Source organism: Protaetiibacter intestinalis (assembly GCF_003627075.1).
GTDB classification, from domain to species: domain Bacteria; phylum Actinomycetota; class Actinomycetes; order Actinomycetales; family Microbacteriaceae; genus Homoserinibacter; species Homoserinibacter intestinalis.
In genome coordinates this window covers 126,973-146,835 of record NZ_CP032630.1, presented here as the reverse complement: position 1 = coordinate 146,835, position 19,863 = coordinate 126,973, and the positions used below count along the sequence as shown (strand labels likewise).

The 19,863-nt window shown below is 69.6% G+C and carries 16 protein-coding genes; 5 read left to right on the top strand and 11 right to left on the bottom strand.

Annotated elements, in window-relative coordinates; all coding sequences use genetic code 11:
* Positions 1–170: 170 nt before the first annotated feature.
* From D7I47_RS00710 to D7I47_RS00690, 5 genes are all read right to left on the bottom strand, one after another.
* On the bottom strand, positions 171–2,621 hold the full coding sequence (locus D7I47_RS00710; protein ID WP_120761268.1) for a S8 family serine peptidase: 2,451 nt from the start codon (positions 2,619–2,621) through the stop codon (positions 171–173).
* Between the two features lies 1 nt (position 2,622).
* Positions 2,623–3,789 (bottom strand): AAA family ATPase, encoded by a 1,167-nt coding sequence (locus D7I47_RS00705; protein ID WP_157981547.1) that lies wholly within the window; start codon positions 3,787–3,789, stop codon positions 2,623–2,625.
* A 134-nt stretch (positions 3,790–3,923) separates the two neighbouring features.
* A complete protein-coding gene (locus D7I47_RS00700) occupies positions 3,924–6,011 on the bottom strand; it encodes a nuclease-related domain-containing DEAD/DEAH box helicase (RefSeq protein ID WP_120761266.1) in 2,088 nt (695 codons plus the stop codon).
* Between the two features lie 288 nt (positions 6,012–6,299).
* Positions 6,300–6,992: an SPFH domain-containing protein gene (locus D7I47_RS00695; protein ID WP_157981546.1), complete on the bottom strand. Its 693-nt coding sequence runs from the start codon at positions 6,990–6,992 to the stop codon at positions 6,300–6,302.
* A 491-nt stretch (positions 6,993–7,483) separates the two neighbouring features.
* Positions 7,484–7,774, bottom strand: a complete 291-nt coding sequence (locus D7I47_RS00690; RefSeq protein WP_120761264.1) for a hypothetical protein — start codon at positions 7,772–7,774, stop codon at positions 7,484–7,486.
* Positions 7,775–7,842: 68 nt separating this feature from the next.
* Between D7I47_RS00690 and D7I47_RS00685 the strand changes: the two genes are divergently transcribed.
* A complete protein-coding gene (locus tag D7I47_RS00685; protein WP_120761263.1) occupies positions 7,843–9,453 on the top strand; it encodes an HNH endonuclease signature motif containing protein in 1,611 nt (536 codons plus the stop codon).
* 78 nt (positions 9,454–9,531) lie between these two features.
* On the opposite strand, the gene D7I47_RS00680 is transcribed toward D7I47_RS00685, so the two are convergent.
* The 6 genes from D7I47_RS00680 to D7I47_RS00655 form a co-directional block, all read right to left on the bottom strand.
* Positions 9,532–10,119, bottom strand: coding sequence for a hypothetical protein (locus D7I47_RS00680; protein WP_120761262.1), 588 nt, complete (start codon positions 10,117–10,119; stop codon positions 9,532–9,534).
* A gap of 51 nt (positions 10,120–10,170) precedes the next feature.
* Positions 10,171–11,190 carry a LacI family DNA-binding transcriptional regulator gene (locus D7I47_RS00675; RefSeq protein ID WP_227000741.1) on the bottom strand — a complete coding sequence of 340 codons (1,020 nt, stop codon included), beginning with the start codon at positions 11,188–11,190 and terminating at the stop codon, positions 10,171–10,173.
* A 22-nt stretch (positions 11,191–11,212) separates the two neighbouring features.
* Complete coding sequence (locus tag D7I47_RS00670; protein WP_120761260.1) at positions 11,213–12,610, bottom strand: GH1 family beta-glucosidase; 1,398 nt, start codon at positions 12,608–12,610, stop codon at positions 11,213–11,215.
* A complete protein-coding gene (locus tag D7I47_RS00665) occupies positions 12,607–13,446 on the bottom strand; it encodes a carbohydrate ABC transporter permease (RefSeq protein ID WP_227001006.1) in 840 nt (279 codons plus the stop codon). The genes D7I47_RS00670 and D7I47_RS00665 overlap by 4 nt, the downstream gene beginning before the upstream one ends.
* Before the next feature lie 53 nt (positions 13,447–13,499).
* Positions 13,500–14,417, bottom strand: coding sequence for a carbohydrate ABC transporter permease (locus tag D7I47_RS00660; RefSeq protein ID WP_120761258.1), 918 nt, complete (start codon positions 14,415–14,417; stop codon positions 13,500–13,502).
* Between the two features lie 112 nt (positions 14,418–14,529).
* Positions 14,530–15,810 carry an ABC transporter substrate-binding protein gene (locus tag D7I47_RS00655; protein WP_120761257.1) on the bottom strand — a complete coding sequence of 427 codons (1,281 nt, stop codon included), beginning with the start codon at positions 15,808–15,810 and terminating at the stop codon, positions 14,530–14,532.
* A gap of 152 nt (positions 15,811–15,962) precedes the next feature.
* On the opposite strand from D7I47_RS00655, the gene D7I47_RS14655 reads away from it, so the two are divergent.
* The 4 genes from D7I47_RS14655 (at position 15,963) to D7I47_RS00640 (ending at position 19,762) form a co-directional block, all read left to right on the top strand.
* Entirely contained in the window at positions 15,963–16,118 is a 156-nt protein-coding gene (locus tag D7I47_RS14655) for a hypothetical protein (protein ID WP_157981544.1), read from the top strand.
* On the top strand, positions 16,115–17,152 hold the full coding sequence (locus tag D7I47_RS00650; protein ID WP_120761256.1) for an NAD(P)H-dependent flavin oxidoreductase: 1,038 nt from the start codon (positions 16,115–16,117) through the stop codon (positions 17,150–17,152). Before D7I47_RS14655 ends, D7I47_RS00650 begins: the two co-directional genes overlap by 4 nt.
* A 108-nt stretch (positions 17,153–17,260) precedes the next feature.
* On the top strand, positions 17,261–18,694 hold the full coding sequence (locus tag D7I47_RS00645) for a GAF domain-containing serine/threonine-protein kinase (protein ID WP_120761255.1): 1,434 nt from the start codon (positions 17,261–17,263) through the stop codon (positions 18,692–18,694).
* A gap of 39 nt (positions 18,695–18,733) precedes the next feature.
* Positions 18,734–19,762: an LLM class flavin-dependent oxidoreductase gene (locus D7I47_RS00640; protein ID WP_120761254.1), complete on the top strand. Its 1,029-nt coding sequence runs from the start codon at positions 18,734–18,736 to the stop codon at positions 19,760–19,762.
* Positions 19,763–19,863 lie beyond the last annotated feature (101 nt).

Here is a 19,863-nt window from a genome sequence, read left to right as displayed (position 1 = left end):
CGATCGCGTCCTGAGAGCCTCCCTCGTCGCGGCTGCGTCCCGACCAAGCTTCGGTTACTCAGACGCTCACACGGCGCGTGATGGACTAGCGACCTTGTGCAGAGGTGGCCTCTCTGCCACCCACCAAGAGCAGAGTAGCCCCCGGTATGACGCCCAGCGTTCCGTTTCGATCAAACCCGGACGCCGATGGTCGTCCAGCTGCGCAGGTCGTTAAGTGCGACGTTGAGGTCGATGAGCGAGGCTCGCATCTCGTCGTAGATCGGAGCGACGCCTTTGGGATCTTCAACGGTCAGGACAGCAGCGAAGCGTACGCCGTCGTCAGGGATTTTCGTTGCGGCTCGTGTCAGGTATTCGATCTCCAGAATCCAGTCCGATGATTTTCCGCGCCCCCGCATCGTGGTTTCAAAGGACTTCACGGGGAACCATTTCCCGAGCTCGGTGATCAGCGTGCGCTCGTTCGCGTGAGTGACGCCAGTGAAGAGTTCGTGCGTCGGCTGCAGGCGACCCTCAAAATGTCCCTTGTCGGGGTCGAGCTGTTTGATCGCACCCTCGAGGTTGACCCGGACGGCCTCGACGCCGTGAGCGTGATCTAGGGTCGGCTCGGCGACCAAGGTGAATTTCACTCGACCGCGGCAACTTCCGGTGGGGCTTGTGAGCGAGTCTGGCCACCGAAAAGGAAACACGACCTTCTTCTTCGGCTGAATGACGTCGCTGAGCACGATCGTCATTTGGTGTGTGGTGCCGTCGAGCGTCTCCGCCACCGAGGGCAGAAGTCCCCTTCCGATGAATTCCCGCGACAATCCCGCGACTCGCTTCGACCGACTGAGTATGCGCGGAGCCTTCGCGTGATGGGTCGCTAGGGCGAGCAGCACCTCCCGGGGAACGTCGCCCGCGATCGCTGCGTCCAGCGACGCGAGATAGCGCGCCACGACCGGTGCTGCGAAGCTGGTCCCCTCCACCTCAACGATCTCGCCGACTGAGGTCATCGCGACCATCCCCGTGGTGTCCAGGGGCGTCGTCCGAGTTCCACCGCCCGGGGCTCCGAAGTCTGGTTTCACTACCGAGGGGATGCGCAGCGAGCGACGGGTATAGCGAGTCGGCGCTCCCTCGATGCCGACGTTTAGACCCGGCGGGTTGAGTGCGCCGACGCTCACGTTGGCAATGCTCTCCGCCGGCGCGCCAAGGCCATCCGGCGCACCTGCCCTGGCGAGCACCGCGAGTAGGTCGGCTTCCGCCGCAGGCCACTCATCGCGCTGGTCTGCCTCCGCGAGGTTGCCACTGGAGATGACGAAGATGACGTCGAGGTCTATAGCGATAGCGTCGAGCGTCTGCGCGATCAGAGAAAACGGTCTAGGCCCCGGCGCGCGGCGGAAGTTGTAGGAAAGGTTGAATACTCGGACGCCGTAGTCCTGTTTGGCGCGTTCGACGCTTTCTCGGAGCACTTCAAAGAAGTCGTCTTCGGCCGGGTAGTAGTCCTTCTTATACTCGTCGGCGGAGAAGAGGTCCAGGTCGTAGACCCGGCAGTCCTCATCAGCGTTGAGGAAGCCTGGATTGAGTTCACTACCCAGCACGATGATCGATGCGATCTCGGTGCCATGGATCTCTCGACGGATAGAGCGATGCACCGGCGCCACATACCCGGTGTGGCCCACCACCCACGACGACGTGCCGCCGTCCTGCCAGTCAATGCCGCCGTCAATTACACCGACAACGGGGCGGCGGTCGGCGCTGCGAGTATTGGACGCGACCCATCTCCCAACAACGGATTGCTCGGCATCCGGAGTGTCGTCAACTGAGACATCTCCCAGCCCCACTCGCTTGACGACCGAGCTCGATTCAAGCCGAGCGAGCTCTCGTCGAAAGGCCGCCGAGTCAATATGGCGCGAGTATCGGGCTTCGACCTGCGCCGCGGCCCTGTGGTCTATTCCGATTGCTCGCTGACTCGCGGCAAGGACGTCCGCAGCACCAGTTAGCGCGAACAACTCGAGAAATGCCGGCGATTGAGTTCGTAGTGCTCGTACTTCCTGGATAGTAGCCTCCCGCAGCGCGGAGCCCACGTGTGGAAGAGCGAGCAACTCGACCTCCGCGCGAGTCGATGGATTCGCCGCAAGCCAGTTCTCGGCCTCGTCGAGTGTGAATCCCCGAGCCTCGGCGGGCAACCATTCTCGGATTGAAGCGATTGCGCTGGATTCGGATCGTGATCCGGTGGGGCTGTATTGGAGCTCTCCGCTCGCATCAGGTCGCCAGGTGACTGTCGCCTCGGCACTTTCCACGACCTCGGCGATTGCGATGAGATTTGCCGGGGTCGTGGCGATAATGAGCTCCCCATAGTTGACCGTGCCGACGTGCGAGGCGCGACGCGCCGAGAACAGTGCACTCAACGGCCGGTGGGACTTCGCGAGGGCGTCGTCGCGCATCTGCACGACGACATTGACCCGATGGTCCGAGGCGCGCCGAGCTCCGAGCGAGCGCAACGTACGGGCGAGTTCGTCGCGGTGTAGGACGAACGCGTCGTCCCTGTCGCGGAAGAAGTCTTTCCCGGCGCCTCCACCTCTTGCAGGTTCTCGAGCCGTCCGATAGCTCTCCGGGCGCAACACAACTTGAATCGGGCCGTCGGCCATGTCACGTCCTCGCCTCAGTTAGCCAGCGCCCGATGGTCTTCCGATCGCGATTGGCAAGTACCGCAAGATCGCCCTGATTCAGTGAGGTCGGTGGATCGGTCAGGAGAAGCACGAGCTCGGGGTCGGTCTCATCCGCCCCACGCACACCGCGCATGCCGGTGGCGTGAATGGCGTCGCGCAGGAGGGCGAGCCGAGAACGGTTCGCCGACTGCTGGAGGACGGACATCTTCAGGAAGGCAACGGTGAGAGTTTTCACGTCAGCGCCCGACCTTCCTTCGGTGAGGGCGGCAATAGCCTTCGCAAGCGGCTCGGCATCATCGAGGGCGGCAAGGCTGAGGTGAGCGATCTCGACACGACCATCGAAACTCGGGAGGCCGAGTTCGATCTGGTGTTCGAATCGCCGCCAGACCGCCGAGTCGAGCAGACGCTCGTGGTTGGTGACGGCGATGGTTAGTCCAAATCGTGCGCGCTTGTCCAGGTTCTGAAGCAGCGCGTTGACGACTCGTTTGATCTCGCCGACCTCGTTCGAGTCGTCGCGGATCTTCGCCACCGCATCAAACTCATCGAGGATGAGGATGCAGTCGTAGCGGTTGCAGAAGTCGAAAAGCGCTCCCAGATTGCGCGCGGTGTTGCCGAGTAGGGAGGAGATCAGCCCGTCTAGGCGTGCGATCACAGCCGGACGCTGAAGCCGCGACGCGATGGCCAGCGCCAGCGTCGTCTTGCCCGTCCCCGGAGGACCATAGATGAGCAGCGACTGGCTGACCAGCAGCCCGAGGCGGCTCAGCTCCTGCTCATGGTTCCACTCTCCGACAAGAGAGTCGTAGGCGGCCTGGGCTTGAGGAGGCAAAACCGGTAGCAGGCCAGGCCGATGTGACAACACGATCTCGCATAGGGGCGCACCTGATTCGCGGTCTACGGGTAACGCAGCCTTCGGCGTGAGTCGCTGGCCGACGGATGTGGCCATCATGGCGGAGGGCTGGAGACTTAACGGCTCGACCGCCTGACGGCTCTTGTTTCGTGTCACGAGTGCGCGGATTTTTCGGGCGTCGGCCTCGTCGCCTGTCTCGCTCAGGCGCTCGGCGAGGCGCTCGACCTGGTGGGCGATGGCCTCTGGGTTGCCAGTGAGTGCGGTGCGAGCAAGCGCCTGTACGACATCAAAATTCTCCACGTATCCCACTCTACGGGCGACATGGGACACACGCCGCCATGCCTGGGGCATATGTCGGCCCGGTTGGGCGATAGTCTGCACGCGCGTGATCGCGACGGGCGCTGGTTGTTGGCTCATCGTCGGCCGCATGGCGACTAGCACAAGACCGACCCCACCCACAGCCCGTCCCGCGCGCGCGTCATCCCCACGTACAGCACCCGCCGCTCGCGCTCGGCCTTCTCGTCACGCGACGCCGCATCCGCATCACGCGAGGCACGCGGGGCGAGCAGCGCCGCATCCGTCCACGGCAGCAGCACCTGCTTGAACTCGAGGCCCTTCGCGCGCTGGATGGTGCCGACCTTCACCCGGTCGGTGGGGCGTCCGTCGTAGTCGGTCAGCTCGACCGTCGGGATGCCGGCGTTCTCAAGCAGGCGCATCGCCCGCTTCACGTGACCGTTGTTGGTGCACAGCACCCCCACGTCGCCGAGGCTCGTGTCGATCGACGCCGCCACCGCGCGCACGCGGTCGACGAGCGCGGCATCGTGTTGCGCCGTGTTCGGGTAGCTCGCGCGGATGGGGCGGCGCCCGTGGCGTGCCACCGGGCGGGCCGCCTCGAAGCGCAGCTCGGCCGCATCCTCGATGTCGGTGTAGCCGTCGCTCGCGACGACGGTGGCCGCCGCCTCCAGGATCTCGGCCGTGTTGCGGTAGTTCACATCGAGGATCACCCCGCGCCCCGCCACCGACAGCCCCGCCTCGGCGAGCGTGTAGCCGCCGGGGTAGATGGTCTGCTGGCCGTCGCCGATCAGGGTGAATGCATCCGCACCGTCGCCGCCGATCGACCACAGCATCCGCACCATCGCGCACGACAGGTCCTGCGCCTCGTCGACTACCACCGCGCTATAGCCCTCGAGCGGTTCGCGGGCCAGCTCCTGCTCGGCCAGCAGCACCAGGTCGGCGAAGTCGTGGATGCGGGATGCGCGCAGTCGCGTCTCGTAGTCGCGGAACAGCTCCCACACGGCACGCCGCTGGTCGACCCCGAGCTTGCGGCGGCGGCCCACGCGGGCGCAGTCGGCGTACTGCTCGAAGCGGGTGAAGCCGCGGCCCTTGATGACGCTCTCCACCTCCTCCTGCCAGTAGGCCTTGCTGGGCTCGATCGCGGTGAGCGTCGGAGCGGCGGATGCCCAGGCGGCCGTGAACGCGTCGCCCGCCTTGCGGCTGTCCACACGCGTCGTCACCCCGCGCTCGTCGAGGATGCGTTTCGCCAACTGGTGCACACCCACGAACTCCACGCGATCCGCCACCTCCGGCGCCATCCGCTCGATGAGGCCGTGCAGCACCGTCGGGAGCGTGCGCACGTACGTGGTCACGAGCACCTTTCCGGGCCGCGACCGCGCCAGGTACGCGGCGCGGTGCAGGCCGACCACCGTCTTGCCGGTGCCGGCGGCACCCCGGATGCGGGCGGGGCCGTTGAAGCTGCGGCGCACCAGCTTCGCCTGGTCGGGGTGGAGGAACGCCATCCACTCCTCGATCGGCGGGGCGAGCATCGCATCCAGCAGCTGCGCCTGGATCTCGTCGGCGCTCGGCAGTTCGGCGATGTCGAGCTCCACCGGCGTGGACTCGAGCACCGGCTCGGGAATGGTCAGAGATATCGGCGCGGGTGCGCTCACGTGCGGGAAGAAGTCGAGCACCGCCTTCAGCACGGTCTCGACCATTGCCGGGGAGAGGCGCCCGATGCGGCGAGCAATGTGACGCGCGATATCAGCGTCACCGACCAGCTCGACGGTGTTGACCGCGCCACTTACGCCCTTCTTGCCGGTGAACACGGCCACCGCGTGCACCTCGCCCGGCGCGAGGCCCACCTCGGCGAGCACCGCCTCCGTCTTCCACGCCAGCTCGGCCAGCCCGTCGAACTCGTCCGTCACGTCCGCGTCGCCCCGGAAGATGTGGCCCGCAGCGATCGTCACCTCGCGCCAGAACTTCGAGTCGACGATGTAGACGCCCGACGGTCCGACCACGACGAGGTCGACCTGCGCGGTGCGGCTGCCCGGCCACTGACGGTCGGCCAGCAGGTGGTAGCCATGCGCGACGAGCGGCGCGAGCGCCTCGGCGGTGCGCTTCTCGCTCACGGATGCGGCCATGAAGTTCTCGGCGCGCTCGCGGGCGGCGAGGGCCTCTGCTTCGAGCGCGGCGGCGCGCGCGAGTTGCCGCTCGGCCTCGAGCCCTGCTGATCCGCCCGCGGTCATATATGAAGTCTCCCCAGATCCTGCTGGTTCGAGTTTCATGGTGCTCGTTGCATCGCGGTATGCCGAGTCTGGGGGACAAGCTCAGCTTGCGCCCGCAGACACGTTGGGACTCCGATCTGGACGCAGGCGATAGCCGTGTATGCCGTCCTTCGCGACTGGCCCGCAAACGAGGAAGAGGAAGCCAAACTCGAGGCTCGCATGCGTGCGGCAATGGACTCTTCTCCGGGACTTCCCTAAGCGACCAATAGTCGCCGAAGCGGGCGGGCTCCGAAGAACCCGCCCGCCCCGTCACTCGACCACGACCGGCCCGGCATCGCCGACGCGGACGATGAAGTGCCCGCCCGCAGCCGCCGCCTCGAGGGTGCGCAGCTGCAGCAGCGACGGGTGCGCCTCGAGCACCTGCGCGACGTTCGCGAGCGAACGCAGCGCGGCCGCATCCGCTCGAGCACGCTCGAGCTTGGCGCGGCCCTGCTCGCGGGCGAGGGCCGTCTCGGCGAAGGCGTGACGCAGCTCGGCCGACAGGGTCACGTCGCGCACGTCGAAGTCGAGCACCTCGGCGCCGAGCGCGGCGACCGCGACCGTCAGCCGCTCGCGGACGCCCGCCAGCACATCCGCCCGCGAGGCGAGCACCTCGTCGAGCGTGCGGCCGGCGACCGCCTCGCGCACGGCCAGCTGGGCCAGCACGTACACGGCATCCGCGGGGATGTCGGCCTGCGTCAGCCAGGCGACCGGCTCGACGACGCGGTAGCGCACCACCGGGGTGAGGCGCACCTGCATGCCGTCGGAGGTCAGCACGTCCTGCGTGGCGAGCGGCAGCCAGCGGGCGCGGGTGTCGAGCATGCGCCACGTCTCGCGGCGGCGCCTGCGGTGGCGGCCCGGCCCGACGGTGCGGGCGATGACGCCCTCGCGGTCGACGACGGCGAGCTCCCACGGCTTCACCGTCACGCGGAGGCCGGTATCGACGAGGCGGATGGTGGTCATGGTCATTTCCTTTCTGTGCGGTGTTGCGGGGTGGGATGCGCGGGGTCTGTGAGCCCCCGCCTCGCGCGGCGGCGGGTCGCGGGCGATGCGGGTTGCCCCGATCGCGCAAGGCGACCCGTCGCCTCCTGCGCGGGGCGGGGCCCGTGCCGAGTCGAACGGCGTATGCCAACTAGCGGGATCACAGTCCTGCGCTGGATCGTGCCCGGAGACGCGGAACCGGGTGGGCGATAGCCTCCGGCCGCTCGGGCCCGACCTCTGTTCGGCGGCCGCGGGGGGCCGCCAGGTCTCAGCGGATGTGCGCGGGATTCTGAAGGAGCGCGAGGGCGCGCGAGATCCCGCGGGTGCCCGCGTGGATGTCGTGTTCGCCGTGCATGTGCGTCTCCTGGGTGTGGTGTGGCCCGAGTGGGCAGAACAGCGACAGTAGCGACACGCCCGGGATGCGCGCAAGTCTCGGTTCGGTCACGAGGGCCGCTTCGCGCGGCCCGCCCCGTTCAGCGAGCGAGCGTGGCGTTGATGAGGAACGAGACGATCAGGCCGATGGCGCCCAAGACCACGGGGAACAATGCGAGGCCGAGACCAGCCGATGCCCCACTCATCCAGGTTGTCGTAGGGGAGGATGCGGCCACGGGTCGGCCGCGCACCGGGGCCGATCGAACCGCCAGGTCGAGCGGCGGCCCGATCGCCGCGTGGAGCTCGTCGAACTCGCGAGCGAGCAGGGGCCCGGGTGTCGACGGGCGATGGGTCTGCAGCCATGTGGCGAGCTTGCGCGCGGCGGCCAGCATGTTCGCTCGTCGGGGTTCGCTGTGGAGAAGTACTAGTATATATAGACGACTGATGGTAGGCTTACCGCATGTTTACCATCGAACATCTGATCGACCTCCCGGGGTTGCGGTTCGATGACGTCGACACCCAGGATGCCGGGGTCCCCGAACCGTGGGAGGGGGAGTATGTGCCGGCTGGGGATGAACTCCCCCCGATCTCGGCGGTGGAGGAGCAGGTGGTGGCCCTCGCCTACCTCACCAGCGCGCCCGGCGGTGCCGAGCTGTACCGCTCCGTCTCGGATGCCGAACTGCTCGAACTCGCCGAGATCCACGCCGCGCAGGCCCGTCACATCGGTGCGCAGCAGGCGCTCATCGCGGGGGAGGTCGCCCGCCGTTCCCGCCACGAGCTCGGCTTCACGGGCATGGCGCAGTCGCTCGGGCACCGCACCCCCGAAGAGCTGATCCGCGTCACGACCGGCTCCACGATGGGGGAGGCGAAGCGGGCGGTCGCCGTGGGCACCCTCATGGTGCAGACCGCCGACGCCGAGAACGCACCCGCACCGGCCGCCGACCCTGCCACCGGTGAAGTGCTCGAGCAGACTCCGCCCGCCCCCGCCCAGCCGTGGATGGTGCCCGCCGTCGCCGCGCTGCGCGACGGCTCGATCTCGGTCGAGAAGGTCGACGCGATCCGCCGCGGCCTCGGCGAGCCCGACCCGCTCACGGGAGACGCCTCACGCGACGCCGACCGCATCACCGCCGAGGCGCTCCGCGGCGCGGTCGAACTGCTGCTCGACGAGGCGCGCGCCCTCGACGTCGACCGACTGCTCAAACGCGCCCGCGAACTCCGCGACGAACTCGACGAGGCAGGCGTCGCCACCCGCGAACGCCGTCGCTACGAGGCGCGATCGTTCCGGGTGTACCGCCAGCCCGACGGCATGACGCGCGCCACCTGGGTGATGGACCCGGAGACGGCGGCGATCGTCACCGACATGTACGACCGCACCGTCTCGCCCAAACTCGGCGGGCCCCGCTTCGTCGACGCCGACGCAGCCTCCCGCGCGGCCGCCATCGTGAACGACCCCCGCACCGCCGAACAGCTCGCCTCGGATGCGATGCTCGCGCTCCTGCGGGCGGGCGCCTCCGCCGACCCCATGCTGCTCCCCGGACACGCCGCACCCGCGGTGCGTGTGCTCATCACCCGGCAGAACCTCACCGACGGTCGCGGCGTCGCCCACCTCGACGGACAGACCGCGCCCGTCTCCGTCGCCACGGCCGAGCGCGCCGTGTGCACCGCTGGCACCCAGGAGGCCGTCTTCGATCAGCGCGGCCGACCGCTCGACCTCGGCCGCACCGTGCGACTCTTCACCACCAAGCAGAAGACCATGCTCGCCATCCGAGACGGCGGATGCATGTTCCCCGGCTGCGAACGGCCGCCCTCGTGGACCGAGGCGCACCACATCAAGCACTACGTGCGCGACCGAGGCGACACCAACATCGACGACGGAATCCTCCTCTGCCGACACCATCACCTGCTCGTCCACGCCGCCGGGTGGGAGATCGAACACGAGCACGGCACGAACTACCGGCTCATCCCGCCACCTGGCATCGACCGCACGCAGACACCGATCCCGCTCGCCACGAAATCCGCCGCCCACCGTCGACTCACCGCAGCCGCCACGGCCCGCAGCGACGCGCGCTGACGCCGCACTGCGCCGCGACCCCGGCAGCAGACCCCGACCTCGACCTCGACCTCGACCCCGACCCCGGCTCCGGCAGCCTCAGGACTGCAGACGGTCGGGAAGGCGCCCCTCGAGACGGCGCGCCGTGGCGCGGGCGGCGTGCCACCAGCGCACACGTCGGGCGCCGTGGAGGAACAGCCACGTCGCGGCGGCGATCAACAGCACACCCAGCACCGGCACGACGATCGTGAACGGCAGCTCCACCCGCGTGAGGCCCACGACGATCGTCCACACGCCGACCCCGGCCACGACCGCCCCGAAGACGAGCATCAGCCACGGGTTGCGAGAGCCGAAACCACCGCGCGGCAGGTGCATGTCCTCATTGCGGAACGGGGTCATCTCGCCCACCTCCGCCTCGACCCGCTCCATGAGCAGCGCATCCGCCGCCCGCTCGAGCGCGCCGGGGGAGAACCCCACCAGCTCGAGCCACCCCGAACCCCGCTGCGGGTCACGGTAGGTGTAGACACCCGGGCGGTCCGTCGGGCGCGGGTCGAGCGGCGCGAGGAACTCGGCCACCGAGACCTCGAGCGAGACGGTGTCGGCGAGCGGCTGCAGGAACTCGGCCGGCGCGACGCGCCCCAGAGCGTCGTGGGTCTGCACGATGCGCACCGAACCGATGACCGCCATGACTCGAGTATCGCGGAGAACCCGACCGACGAGCGGAACGCAGGGCGGGCGCTACGCCGACGCGCGGCGCACGAGATGCGACTCGACGACCGTCGAGATGGGCACGTCCTCGCCGGCGAGGATGCGGAGGAGGAGGTCGGCCATCTGCTCGCCCGTGTGCTCCGACGGCTGGCTCATCGTCGTCAACGGCACGCGCGCCGACAAGGCCGCGGAGGAGTCGTCGAAGCCGACCACCGCCACATCCGACGGCACCGAACGCCCCGCATCCAGCAGCACCGAGACGGCGGCTGCCGCCATCACGTCGTTGGCCGCGAAGACGCCGTCGATGTCCGGATGCGCCTCCAGCAGCGCGCGCATGGCCGCGGCTCCGCCGAGCGCGGTCCAGTCGCCGACGCCCACGAGGTCCGCGGGCAGTCCCGCGGCGACCAGCGCGGCACGCCAACCGTCGGTGCGGTCGCCCGCCGCCGCCATGTCCTCCGGCCCGGTGATGGTCGCGATGCGCCGCCGCCCGAGCGACAGCAGGTGGTTCGCCGCGACGGATGCCGCCCGCGCGTTGTCGACGTCGATGAAGTAGTTCGGCGGGTCCGTCACCTCGGTGGGGCGACCCGAGAACACGACCGGCACGAGGTCGTGCAGGTGCAGCAGCGCGTCGTGGCGCGAGTGCTGCGACGCCACGAGCACTCCGTCGACGACACCGCTCGTCAGGTAGCGCATGATCTTCGCGTTCTCGGAGTCGCCCGCGACCATGAGGTTCAGCAGGTAGTCGGAGTCCTCGATGCGCCGCGACACCCCCGCCATCACCGCGACGAGGTGCGGGTCGGCGAGGGCGAGCACCCCGGGCTCTGGGATGACGAGTGCGATCGCCATCGAACGGGCGGAGGCGAGCGACTTCGCCGCCCGGTTCGGCACGTACCCCATCCGCGCCGCCACCTCGCGCACATGCGCGATCGTCGCGGCCGACACGTCGCGCTCCGCGTTGAGGGCGCGCGACACCGTCGAGCGTGTCACCCCCGCCTCGGCAGCCACCATCTCGAGGGTGGGACGACGTGGGGGAGTCGTCGGTCTGGCCACCGGTTCAGCGTAGCGACGCGGCTCAGATGCCGGCGCGCGCCGCGGCGATCGCGTCACGATAGGCGAGGGCCGAGTCCTTGAGGGTGCGCTGCTGCGTGTCGTAGTCGACCCGGACGAGCCCGAACCGCTTCTCGTACCCCCACGCCCACTCGAAGTTGTCGAGCAGCGACCAGTAGAAGTAGCCGCGCACGTCCACCCCTCGCCACCGCGCCTCCGACACCGCATCCAGGTGCGCCTGCAGGAACGCGACGCGGTCCGCATCCGGCACCGAGCCGTCCTCCGCGACGACGTCGTCGAACGCGGCGCCGTTCTCGGTCACGTACACCGGGATGCCGGCGGGGCCGGTGTAGTCGCGCGACACCCGCTCCAGCAGCTCGGTGAGCCCGTGCGGCTCCACCTCCCAGCCCATCGCGGTCACCGGCGCGCCCGTCGGATGCCAGTGGATGCCGTCGGATGCCGGGAACGGCGATCCGGTCTCCCGCGAGGTGGGCGCGTCCTGCCGCAGCCGGGTCTCCGGCGGCAGCACCGACACGGTCTCGCCGTGGTAGTAGTTCACCCCGAGGAAGTCGAGCGAGTCGCGGATCGCCGCGAGGTCGCCCTCCCGCACCACATCGTCGATGCCGTACGGCGCGAGGTCGGCGCGCAGGTCGTCGGCGTAGTGCCCGCGGAACAGCGGGTCGAGGAAGAAGCGGTTGAACTGTCCGTCGATCCGGCGCGCCGCATCCCGGTCGCCGGCGTCGTCGGGTCGCAGCGCCCGCACGGGGGCGAGGTTGAGCGTGATGCCCACCTCGGAGGCGCCGGCCGACTTCAGCGCGGCGGCGGCCATCCCGTGCGCGAGCAGCAGGTGGTGCCCCGCAGCCACGCCGTCGGGGGCCGAACGCCGCCCCGGCGCGTGCGCGCCCGCGGTGTAGGAGAGGAACGACGAGCACCACGGTTCGTTGAACGTCGTCCAGGTGCCGAGCCGGTCGCCGAGCGCGCCGTGCACGGCGAGCGCGTACTCCACGAACCGCTCCGCGGTCTCGCGCGCCGGCCAGCCGCCGAGCTCCTCCCGCGCCTGCGGCAGGTCCCAGTGGTACAGGGTCGGCCAGGGGCGGATGCCGGCCTCGAGCAGCGTGTCGACGAGCCGGTCGTAGAAGGCGAGCCCGGCCGGGTTCACGGCCGCGTCATCCGGCACCACCCGCGCCCACGAGATCGAGAAACGGTAGGCGTCGAGCCCGAGCGAGGCCATGAGCGCCACATCCTCCGGGTACCGGTGGTAGTGGTCGCACGCGACCGAGCCGTCGTCGCCGTCGACCACGGCACCCGGCACGCGGCAGAACGCATCCCAGATGGAGTCGCGACGGCCGTCCATCCAGGCGGCCCCCTCGATCTGGAACGCGGCCGTCGCCGCGCCGAAGACGAACCCGTCCGGCAGTGTCACTTGATGGCTCCCTGCATGATGCCCGACACGAGCTGCTTGCCCGCCACCACGAACAGCACCAGCAGCGGCACCGTCGCGAGCAGCGTGCCCGCGAGCACGACCGAGTAGTCGACGAAGTAGTTGGCCTGCAGCAGCGACAGCGCCACCGGCAGCGTCGGGTTCTGCGGCGTGAGCACGATGAACGGCCAGAAGAAGTTGGTCCAGCTGGCCACGAAGGTGAAGAGGGCGAGCATCGTCGCGGCGGGCCGCGCGATCGGCAGCACGATCGAGCGGAACGAGCGGAACGAGCTCGCGCCGTCCACGCGCGCCGCCTCGATGATCTCGTCGGGCAGCGCCTGGGCGATGTACTGCGTCATCCAGAACACCCCGAAGGCGTTCACGAGCGCCGGCACGATGATCGCCTGCATGGTGTCGATCCAGCCGTACTGCGCCATGAGCAGGTACAGCGGCACGACGCCGAGCTGGGTGGGCACCGCCATCGTCGCGATGATGAAGACGAGCAGCGGCCCGCGGCCGCGGAACTTGAGCTTCGCGAAGGCGTAGCCGGCGAGCGTCGAGAAGAACACGACGGATGCCGACACGGTCACCGAGACGAGGATCGAGTTGCCGAGCGCCTTCCAGAAGTTGACGGCCGGGTTCGAGATCGCGTTGATCGCGTTCTCGATGAAGTGCCCGCCCGGGAACCACGACAGGTTGGGGTCGCGCGCCGACTGGGCGTCGCCCGAGGCGACCAGGAACGACCAGTACAGCGGCAGGATGCTGAGCAGCAGCACGAGGCCGAGGAACGCGTAGCCGAGCCAGCCGGGCCGGCGCTGCGCGAGCGCGAGGTTCCGCATCCGACGCCGCTTGTTGCGGGCCAGCTGCGCCGAGCTGTAGGTGGCGGCGGACATCACTTGGTCCCTTCCGTCGAGATGCGGCGAGACGCCAGCAGGTTGATGAGGCCGAAGATCGCGATCACGAGGAACAGCAGCCACGCGACCGCCGAGGCCTTGCCGAAGTCGAAGCGGTCCCAGCCGAGGTTGTAGAGGTAGAGGGTGAGCGTCAGCCACTGCGAGTCGGCGCCGCCCAGGCCGAACTGGTCGTAGAGGCGCGGCTCGTCGAATATCTGCAGTCCGCCGATCGTCGAGGTGATGATCACGAAGATGAGGGTGGGGCGGATGCCGGGGATCGTCACCGACAGGAACTGCCGGATGCGCCCCGCGCCGTCGATGACGGCCGCCTCGTAGTAGTCGCGCGGGATCGCCTGCATCGCGGCGAGCAGCACGAGCGAGTTGTAGCCGGTCCAGCGGAAGTTGACCATCGTCGCGATCGCCACGTGGCTCGCGAGCGGGTCGACGTGCCAGCCGACCGGGCCGATCCCGAACACCGACAGCAGGTTGTTGATGGCGCCGAACTGGTCGGCGAACAGCTGGCCGAAGATGAGCGCCACTGCGACCGGGGCCACGACGTAGGGCAGCAGTACGCCCATCCGCCAGAAGGTCTTGCCCCGCAGGTTGGTGTCGAGGGCGGATGCGATGAGCAGCGCGAAGATCAGCTGCGGCACCGAGGAGAGCAGGAAGATCGACAGCGAGTTGCGCAGCGCGATCCAGAACTTGCGGTCGCCGAGCACCGCGGCGTAGTTGTCGAGGCCGACCCAGCCGCCGTCGCCGCCGATGAGGCTCCACTCGTGCAGCGACACCCAGGCGGTGTAGACGAGCGGGAACAGGCCCACCACCGCGAAGAGGATGAAGAACGGCGAGATGTAGACGTAGGGCGTCGCGCGATAGCTGACGTTGGCGAGGCGTTGCCGGCCGGTGAGTGTGGTCATCGTGGATCCTCGGGTGCAGGGTCGGTTCGTCGGGTGGTTCGGTGGTGCGCGTTCTCGGGTGGTGCGGGGGCGGGCGTCCCATCCATGAGCCCGCCCCCGCAGGGGTGACGGCTCAGCCGAGCGCGTTCACCTCGCTGACGAACTGGGCCCACGAGTCGTCGATCGACTGCTGGCCCGTCTCGACCCGGGTGAGCGCCTGCTGTGCGGCGTCGTTGATCTGGAAGTACTTCGGTCCCTTGAACGGCGGCTCCGGGTTCACCGCGTTGGCGCGGTTGATCAGGATCTCGCCGACGGGGGCGTTGTTGAAGTACTCGTTGACGGCGCCGGTGAGGGCCTCATCCGTGTACGCCTCCAGCTGGCTGGGGAAGGTGCCGGCGTTCTGGAACGCCTTGATCTGCTGCTCGGGCGCGGTCAGCCACGCGGCGAACTTCTTGGCCGCCTCGGTGTTCTTGCCCTGGGCGGGGACGGTCAGGTACGAGCCGCCCCAGTTGCCGCCGCCGCCGGGGAAGACGTCCGCGATGTCCCAGCCGGTGGTGTCGGCCGCGTTGCCGGAGATGACGCCGAGCATCCAGCCGGGGCAGAGCATGGTCGCGTAGTCGCCCGAGGAGAGGGCGCCGAACCAGTCGTCCGACCACTGGCCGAGCTTCGCCGAGAGGTCGGCCGACTCCTCGAGCACCGTGCGGAAGGTGTTCTCCACATCCGGATTCTCGGTCGCGATGACGGTGCCGTCGTTCTTCTCGTAGAAGTTGGTGAACTGGTTGCTCATGCCCTGGTAGGTGGCGCCGGCCGAGTCGAACCAGGCCTTGCCGGTCTTCGCGACGTAGTCGTGGCCGACCGAGAAGTAAGTGTCCCAGTCGCCTTCGAGCAGCTTCGCGACCTCGGCGCGGTCGGTCGGCAGGCCGGCCTCCGCGAACAGGTCGGAGCGGTAGCAGACGCCCATCGGGCCGATGTCGGTGCCGTAGCCGACGAGGCGGCCGTCGGCGTCGGTCGCGGCGGCGGCCTTCCAGTCGAGCCAGCGGCCCTCGACGGATGCGTCGCTCAGGTCGTAGAGCTTGTCCGAGTACTGCATGAGCTCGGGCAGCCAGTCGACCTCGATGGCCTCGACGTCGGCGAGTCCGGATCCGGCGCCCAGCTTCTGGAAGAAGTTGCTGCGGGCGTCGTTGCTGGTGGCGGCACGGTTGTGCACGATCGTGACGCCCGGGTTCTCGTCCATGTACTCCTGGAGGAGCTCGTCGGTGTAGCCGAAGTCGTTGAAGGTCGCGATGGTGAGCGTCACGTCGCCGCCTTCACCGCCTCCGTTGTCGTCGCCGGATGCGCAGCCGCTCGCGATGAGCGCGACGCCCGTGATGGTGGCGATGCCGAGCGCGGTGCGTGCGCGCAGGGTCGTCCTCATGGTCACTCCTTTGTGTCGGTGAAGGGGATACCGGGAGCGCTCCCGAAGCGAGCGCCGGGAGCGCTCCCGGTATTGAGTCGAGACGGTATCCCGGGAGCGCTCCCGGTGTCAACCACCTCGTGCGGGGGTGGTCGCGGGGTAGCCTCGGATCCGTGAGCGACGGGTTCATCCGCATCCCGGAGCCGGTGGGCGACGCGGCCTGCTGGCTGGGCCGCGTGTGCCCCGAGTGCGGCGGTCTCGACGAGACGCCGGCGCCCGCCGCGACGTGCCCGCGCTGCGGCGCCGAGCTGCCCGAGGCCGCGCGGTGACGGCCGCGCTCGAGGCCCTGCTCGGCATCCGGCACCCGATCGTGCTCGGCGCCTTCGGCGGCCTCTCGAACGTCGAGCTGACGGCCGCGGTGAGCGAGCAGGGAGGCCTCGGCCAGTACGGGCTCTACGGCTACCCGGCAGAGCGCATCCGGCAGACCGCCGACGCCCTGCGGGCCGCGACCGATGCGCCCATCGGGCTCAACCTGTGGCTGCCGACGGGGGACGAGGTGACGCCCGACCGGATCGACATCGCGGCCCTCACGACGCGCCTCGCGCCCTTCTATGCCGAACTCGGCATACAGCCGCCCGTGGCTCCCGACGCTTTCCTGCCGGGTTTCGCCGAGCAGTTCGAGGCGGTGCTCGACGCCCGCCCCGCGGTCGTGAGCTTCGTCTACGGCGTGCCGCCCGCGGATGCCGTGGCGGCCGCGCACGAACGCGGCATCCGGGTGCTCGGCACCGCCACGACCGTCGCCGAGGCGCGGGCGCTCGCGGCCGGGGGAGTCGACGCGATCGTCGCGAGCGGCGCCGAGGCCGGCGGCCACCGCGTCTCGTTCCTGCGCGCGGCCGAGGACTCGCTCGTCGGCACCCTGGCGCTCGTGCCCCAGGTGGTCGACGCCGTCGACGTGCCCGTCATCGCGGCCGGCGGCATCGCCGACCGGCGCGGTGTGGCCGCCGCCCGCGCGCTCGGGGCGCACGGCGTGCTCGTCGGCACGGCCTTCCTCGCCACCCGCGAATCGGCGGCGACCTCCGCCCACCGCGACGCCATCCGCGCGGTCGCCGACGACGGCACCGCCCTCACCCGGGCGCTCAGCGGTCGACTCGCCCGCGGCATCCCGAACCGCGCGATGCGCGAGCTCGAGGGCGCCCCGATCGCGCCGTTCCCCGCCCAGAACTGGGCCACCGGCGCCTTCCGCGCGGAGGCCGCCCGCCGTGACCAGGGCGAGCTGCTGTCGCTCTGGGCGGGCCAGGCGGCACCGCTCGCGCGCCTCGACGGCGCGGCCGAACTGTTCGCGGAGCTGCGCGCCGGACTCTGAAGATGCATGCACACGCATAGAAGGTGCGTACGCGCGCATCCGGGGGTAGACAAAGGAGTACGAAAACACCCGGTGAACCGGTAACATCCTCAGTTAAAGGGGTGGAACATGGATCGTCCGTCCGATTCGTATTCGCAGACACTGCTCAAGGGGCGCTATCGCCCCGGCAGCGTCATCGGTCGTGGAGGCATGGCGACCGTCTATCGCGCGCGCGACGAGCAGCTCGGCCGCGACGTCGCCATCAAGCTCTTCGGAGCGGTGCCCGTCGGCGCCGAGTCGACCCCCGTCTTCGCCGCCGAGCTGCGGATGCTCGCCGCCCTCAGCCACCACGGCATCGTCACCCTGCTCGACGCCGGCATCGACGACTCGGTGCCCGCCGAGCCGCACCCGTACCTCATCATGGAGCTCGTCACGGGCCCCAACCTCGAGGAGGCCATCAAGGCGGGGGTGCTGTCGTCCCGCGCGATCGCCGAGATCGGCTACGACCTCGCCGAGGCGCTCGACTACGTGCACGCGCGCGGCGTCGTGCACCGCGACCTCAAGCCCTCCAACGTCATGCTCGTCGAGTACGGCACGAGCGACACCCGCTCGCGTGCCCGGCTCACCGACTTCGGCATCGCCTTCGACGCGGCCGCCGCGCTCGGCCCCGAGGAGACCAACACGACCGGCACGGCCGCGTACCTCAGCCCCGAGCAGGTGCTGCGCGACCTCGTCGGGCCCGCCTCCGACGTCTACGCGCTCGGGCTCGTGCTGCTCGAGTGCTTCACGCGGCACATCGAGTACCCGGGCGACCCCTCCGCCTCCGCGGTGTCGCGGCTCAAGACCGACCCGATCCTGCCCGCCGAGCTGAGCACCTCGTGGCGCAGCCTCCTCACGGCGATGCTGCAGCGCGACCCCGCCCAGCGTCCGCCGACCCACGACATCCTGCTCGCGCTGCGGCAGATCATCATCGAGGAGTCGGGCCGGCGGCGGAACCGCCCCGCGCCCATCCCCATCGACGAGACCGCCCGCATGAACGCCATGCGCCGCTACGAGCCCTACGCCCGCCCCGGCGACGAGGTGTTCGAGCGGGTCGCGAACCTCGCGCGACGGGTCGCGGATGCGCCGGTCGCGATCGTGAGCATGATCGACCACGACGACATCCGCTTCCTCGCGCACCCCGGCACCGACATCCAGGGGCTCGCGCGCGACGACGGGCTGTGCTCGGGCGTCATCGCCGACGAGCAGCCGTGGGTGGTCGAGAACTGCGTGCTCGACCCGCGCTCCTCCGAACACGGGCTCGTGACGGGCGGGTTCGCGATGCGGTTCTACGCGGGGGTGCCGATCAAGTCGCCCGAGGGCTACAACGTGGGCGTCATCTCGGTGGCCGACTTCACGCCGCGCACCATCAGCGAGGGGCAGTTGGAGTCGCTCGTCGACCTCGCCGCGCTCGTCACCGACGAGCTCGAGCTGAAGCTCGCCTCGCAGCAGCTGCGCAGCGAGCTGCGGCAGACGACGGGCGACGTGCCCACACCCGCGGTGCGGTACCCGCACGCGGTCTAGCGGGGGAATGGGCGCCGGATCCATGCGGTTGCATGAATCATGACCCCACTGCAGTTCGGACTCGACACCTTCGGCGACGTGAGCGTCGACCTCGACGGCACCCGCCTGCCCGCCGCGCAGGTGATCCGGAACACCGTCGAGCAGGGGGTGCTCGCCGACTCGCTCGGCGTCGACGCCTTCGGCATCGGCGAGCACCACCGCGACGACTTCTCGGTCAGCTCGCCCGAGATCCTGCTCGCCGCGATCGCCGCCCGCACCGAGCGCATCACCCTCGGCACCGCGGTGACCGTGCTGTCCTCCGACGACCCGGTGCGCGTGTTCGAGCGCTTCTCCACGCTGCACGCCGTCTCGAACGGACGCGCCGAAATCACCATCGGGCGCGGCTCCTTCACCGAGTCGTTCCCGCTGTTCGGCTACGACCTGCACGACTACGAGGTGCTCTTCGAGGAGAAGATCGACCTGCTCGCGGCGCTGCTCACCGAGCAGCCCGTCACGTGGCAGGGCACCATCCGCGCGCCGCTGGAGAACGTCGACGTGTACCCGAAGACCGAGGGCGGCCCCATCCGCACCTGGGTCGGGGTGGGCGGATCGCCGGAGTCGGTCGTGCGCGCCGCGCGCTACGGCTTCCCCCTCGCGCTCGCCATCATCGGCGGCGACCCCGCGCGTTTCGCGCCCTACGTCGACCTCTACCACCGGGCGCTCGCCCAGCTCGGCCGCGACGAGCTGCCCGTCGCCGTGCACTCGCCCGGCTTCCTCGCCGACACCGACGAGGAGGCGCGCGACATCGCTTGGCCCCACTACGAGGTGATGGCGAACCGCATCGGGAAGGAGCGCGGCTGGCCGCCCGCCACGCGCGACTCCTTCGAGCTCGAGGTGGCGCACGGCTCGCAGTACGTGGGCGCGCCCGAGACGGTCGCCCAGCGGATCGCCGAGACGGTGCGCACCCTCGGCATCCAGCGCTTCGACTTCAAGTACGCCTCCGGAACGGTGCCGCACGAGCACCTCATGCACGCGATCGAGCTCTACGGCGGGGTCGTCATCCCGCGCGTGCGTGAGCTGCTCGACTGACGCGCGGCCGTCGCGCACCCCCTGATCGGTCGGTTTCTGGCCCCAAACCGTCGGTTTGGGGCCAGAAACCGACCGATCAGCGACGGGGGCTCGGGCGAGCG

Coding starts and splice junctions, on each gene's coding strand:
- D7I47_RS00710 (WP_120761268.1), bottom strand. CDS start 2,621: ATGGCCGACGGCCCGATTCAAGTTGTGTTGCGCCCGGAGAGCTATCGG.
- D7I47_RS00680 (WP_120761262.1), bottom strand. CDS start 10,119: ATGGCGGTCATCGGTTCGGTGCGCATCGTGCAGACCCACGACGCTCTG.
- D7I47_RS00655 (WP_120761257.1), bottom strand. CDS start 15,810: ATGAGGACGACCCTGCGCGCACGCACCGCGCTCGGCATCGCCACCATC.
- D7I47_RS00690 (WP_120761264.1), bottom strand. CDS start 7,774: ATGCTGGCCGCCGCGCGCAAGCTCGCCACATGGCTGCAGACCCATCGC.
- D7I47_RS00665 (WP_227001006.1), bottom strand. CDS start 13,446: ATGCGGAACCTCGCGCTCGCGCAGCGCCGGCCCGGCTGGCTCGGCTAC.
- D7I47_RS00645 (WP_120761255.1), top strand. CDS start 17,261: ATGGATCGTCCGTCCGATTCGTATTCGCAGACACTGCTCAAGGGGCGC.
- D7I47_RS00685 (WP_120761263.1), top strand. CDS start 7,843: ATGTTTACCATCGAACATCTGATCGACCTCCCGGGGTTGCGGTTCGAT.
- D7I47_RS00695 (WP_157981546.1), bottom strand. CDS start 6,992: ATGACCACCATCCGCCTCGTCGATACCGGCCTCCGCGTGACGGTGAAG.
- D7I47_RS00640 (WP_120761254.1), top strand. CDS start 18,734: ATGACCCCACTGCAGTTCGGACTCGACACCTTCGGCGACGTGAGCGTC.
- D7I47_RS00700 (WP_120761266.1), bottom strand. CDS start 6,011: ATGACCGCGGGCGGATCAGCAGGGCTCGAGGCCGAGCGGCAACTCGCG.
- D7I47_RS00660 (WP_120761258.1), bottom strand. CDS start 14,417: ATGACCACACTCACCGGCCGGCAACGCCTCGCCAACGTCAGCTATCGC.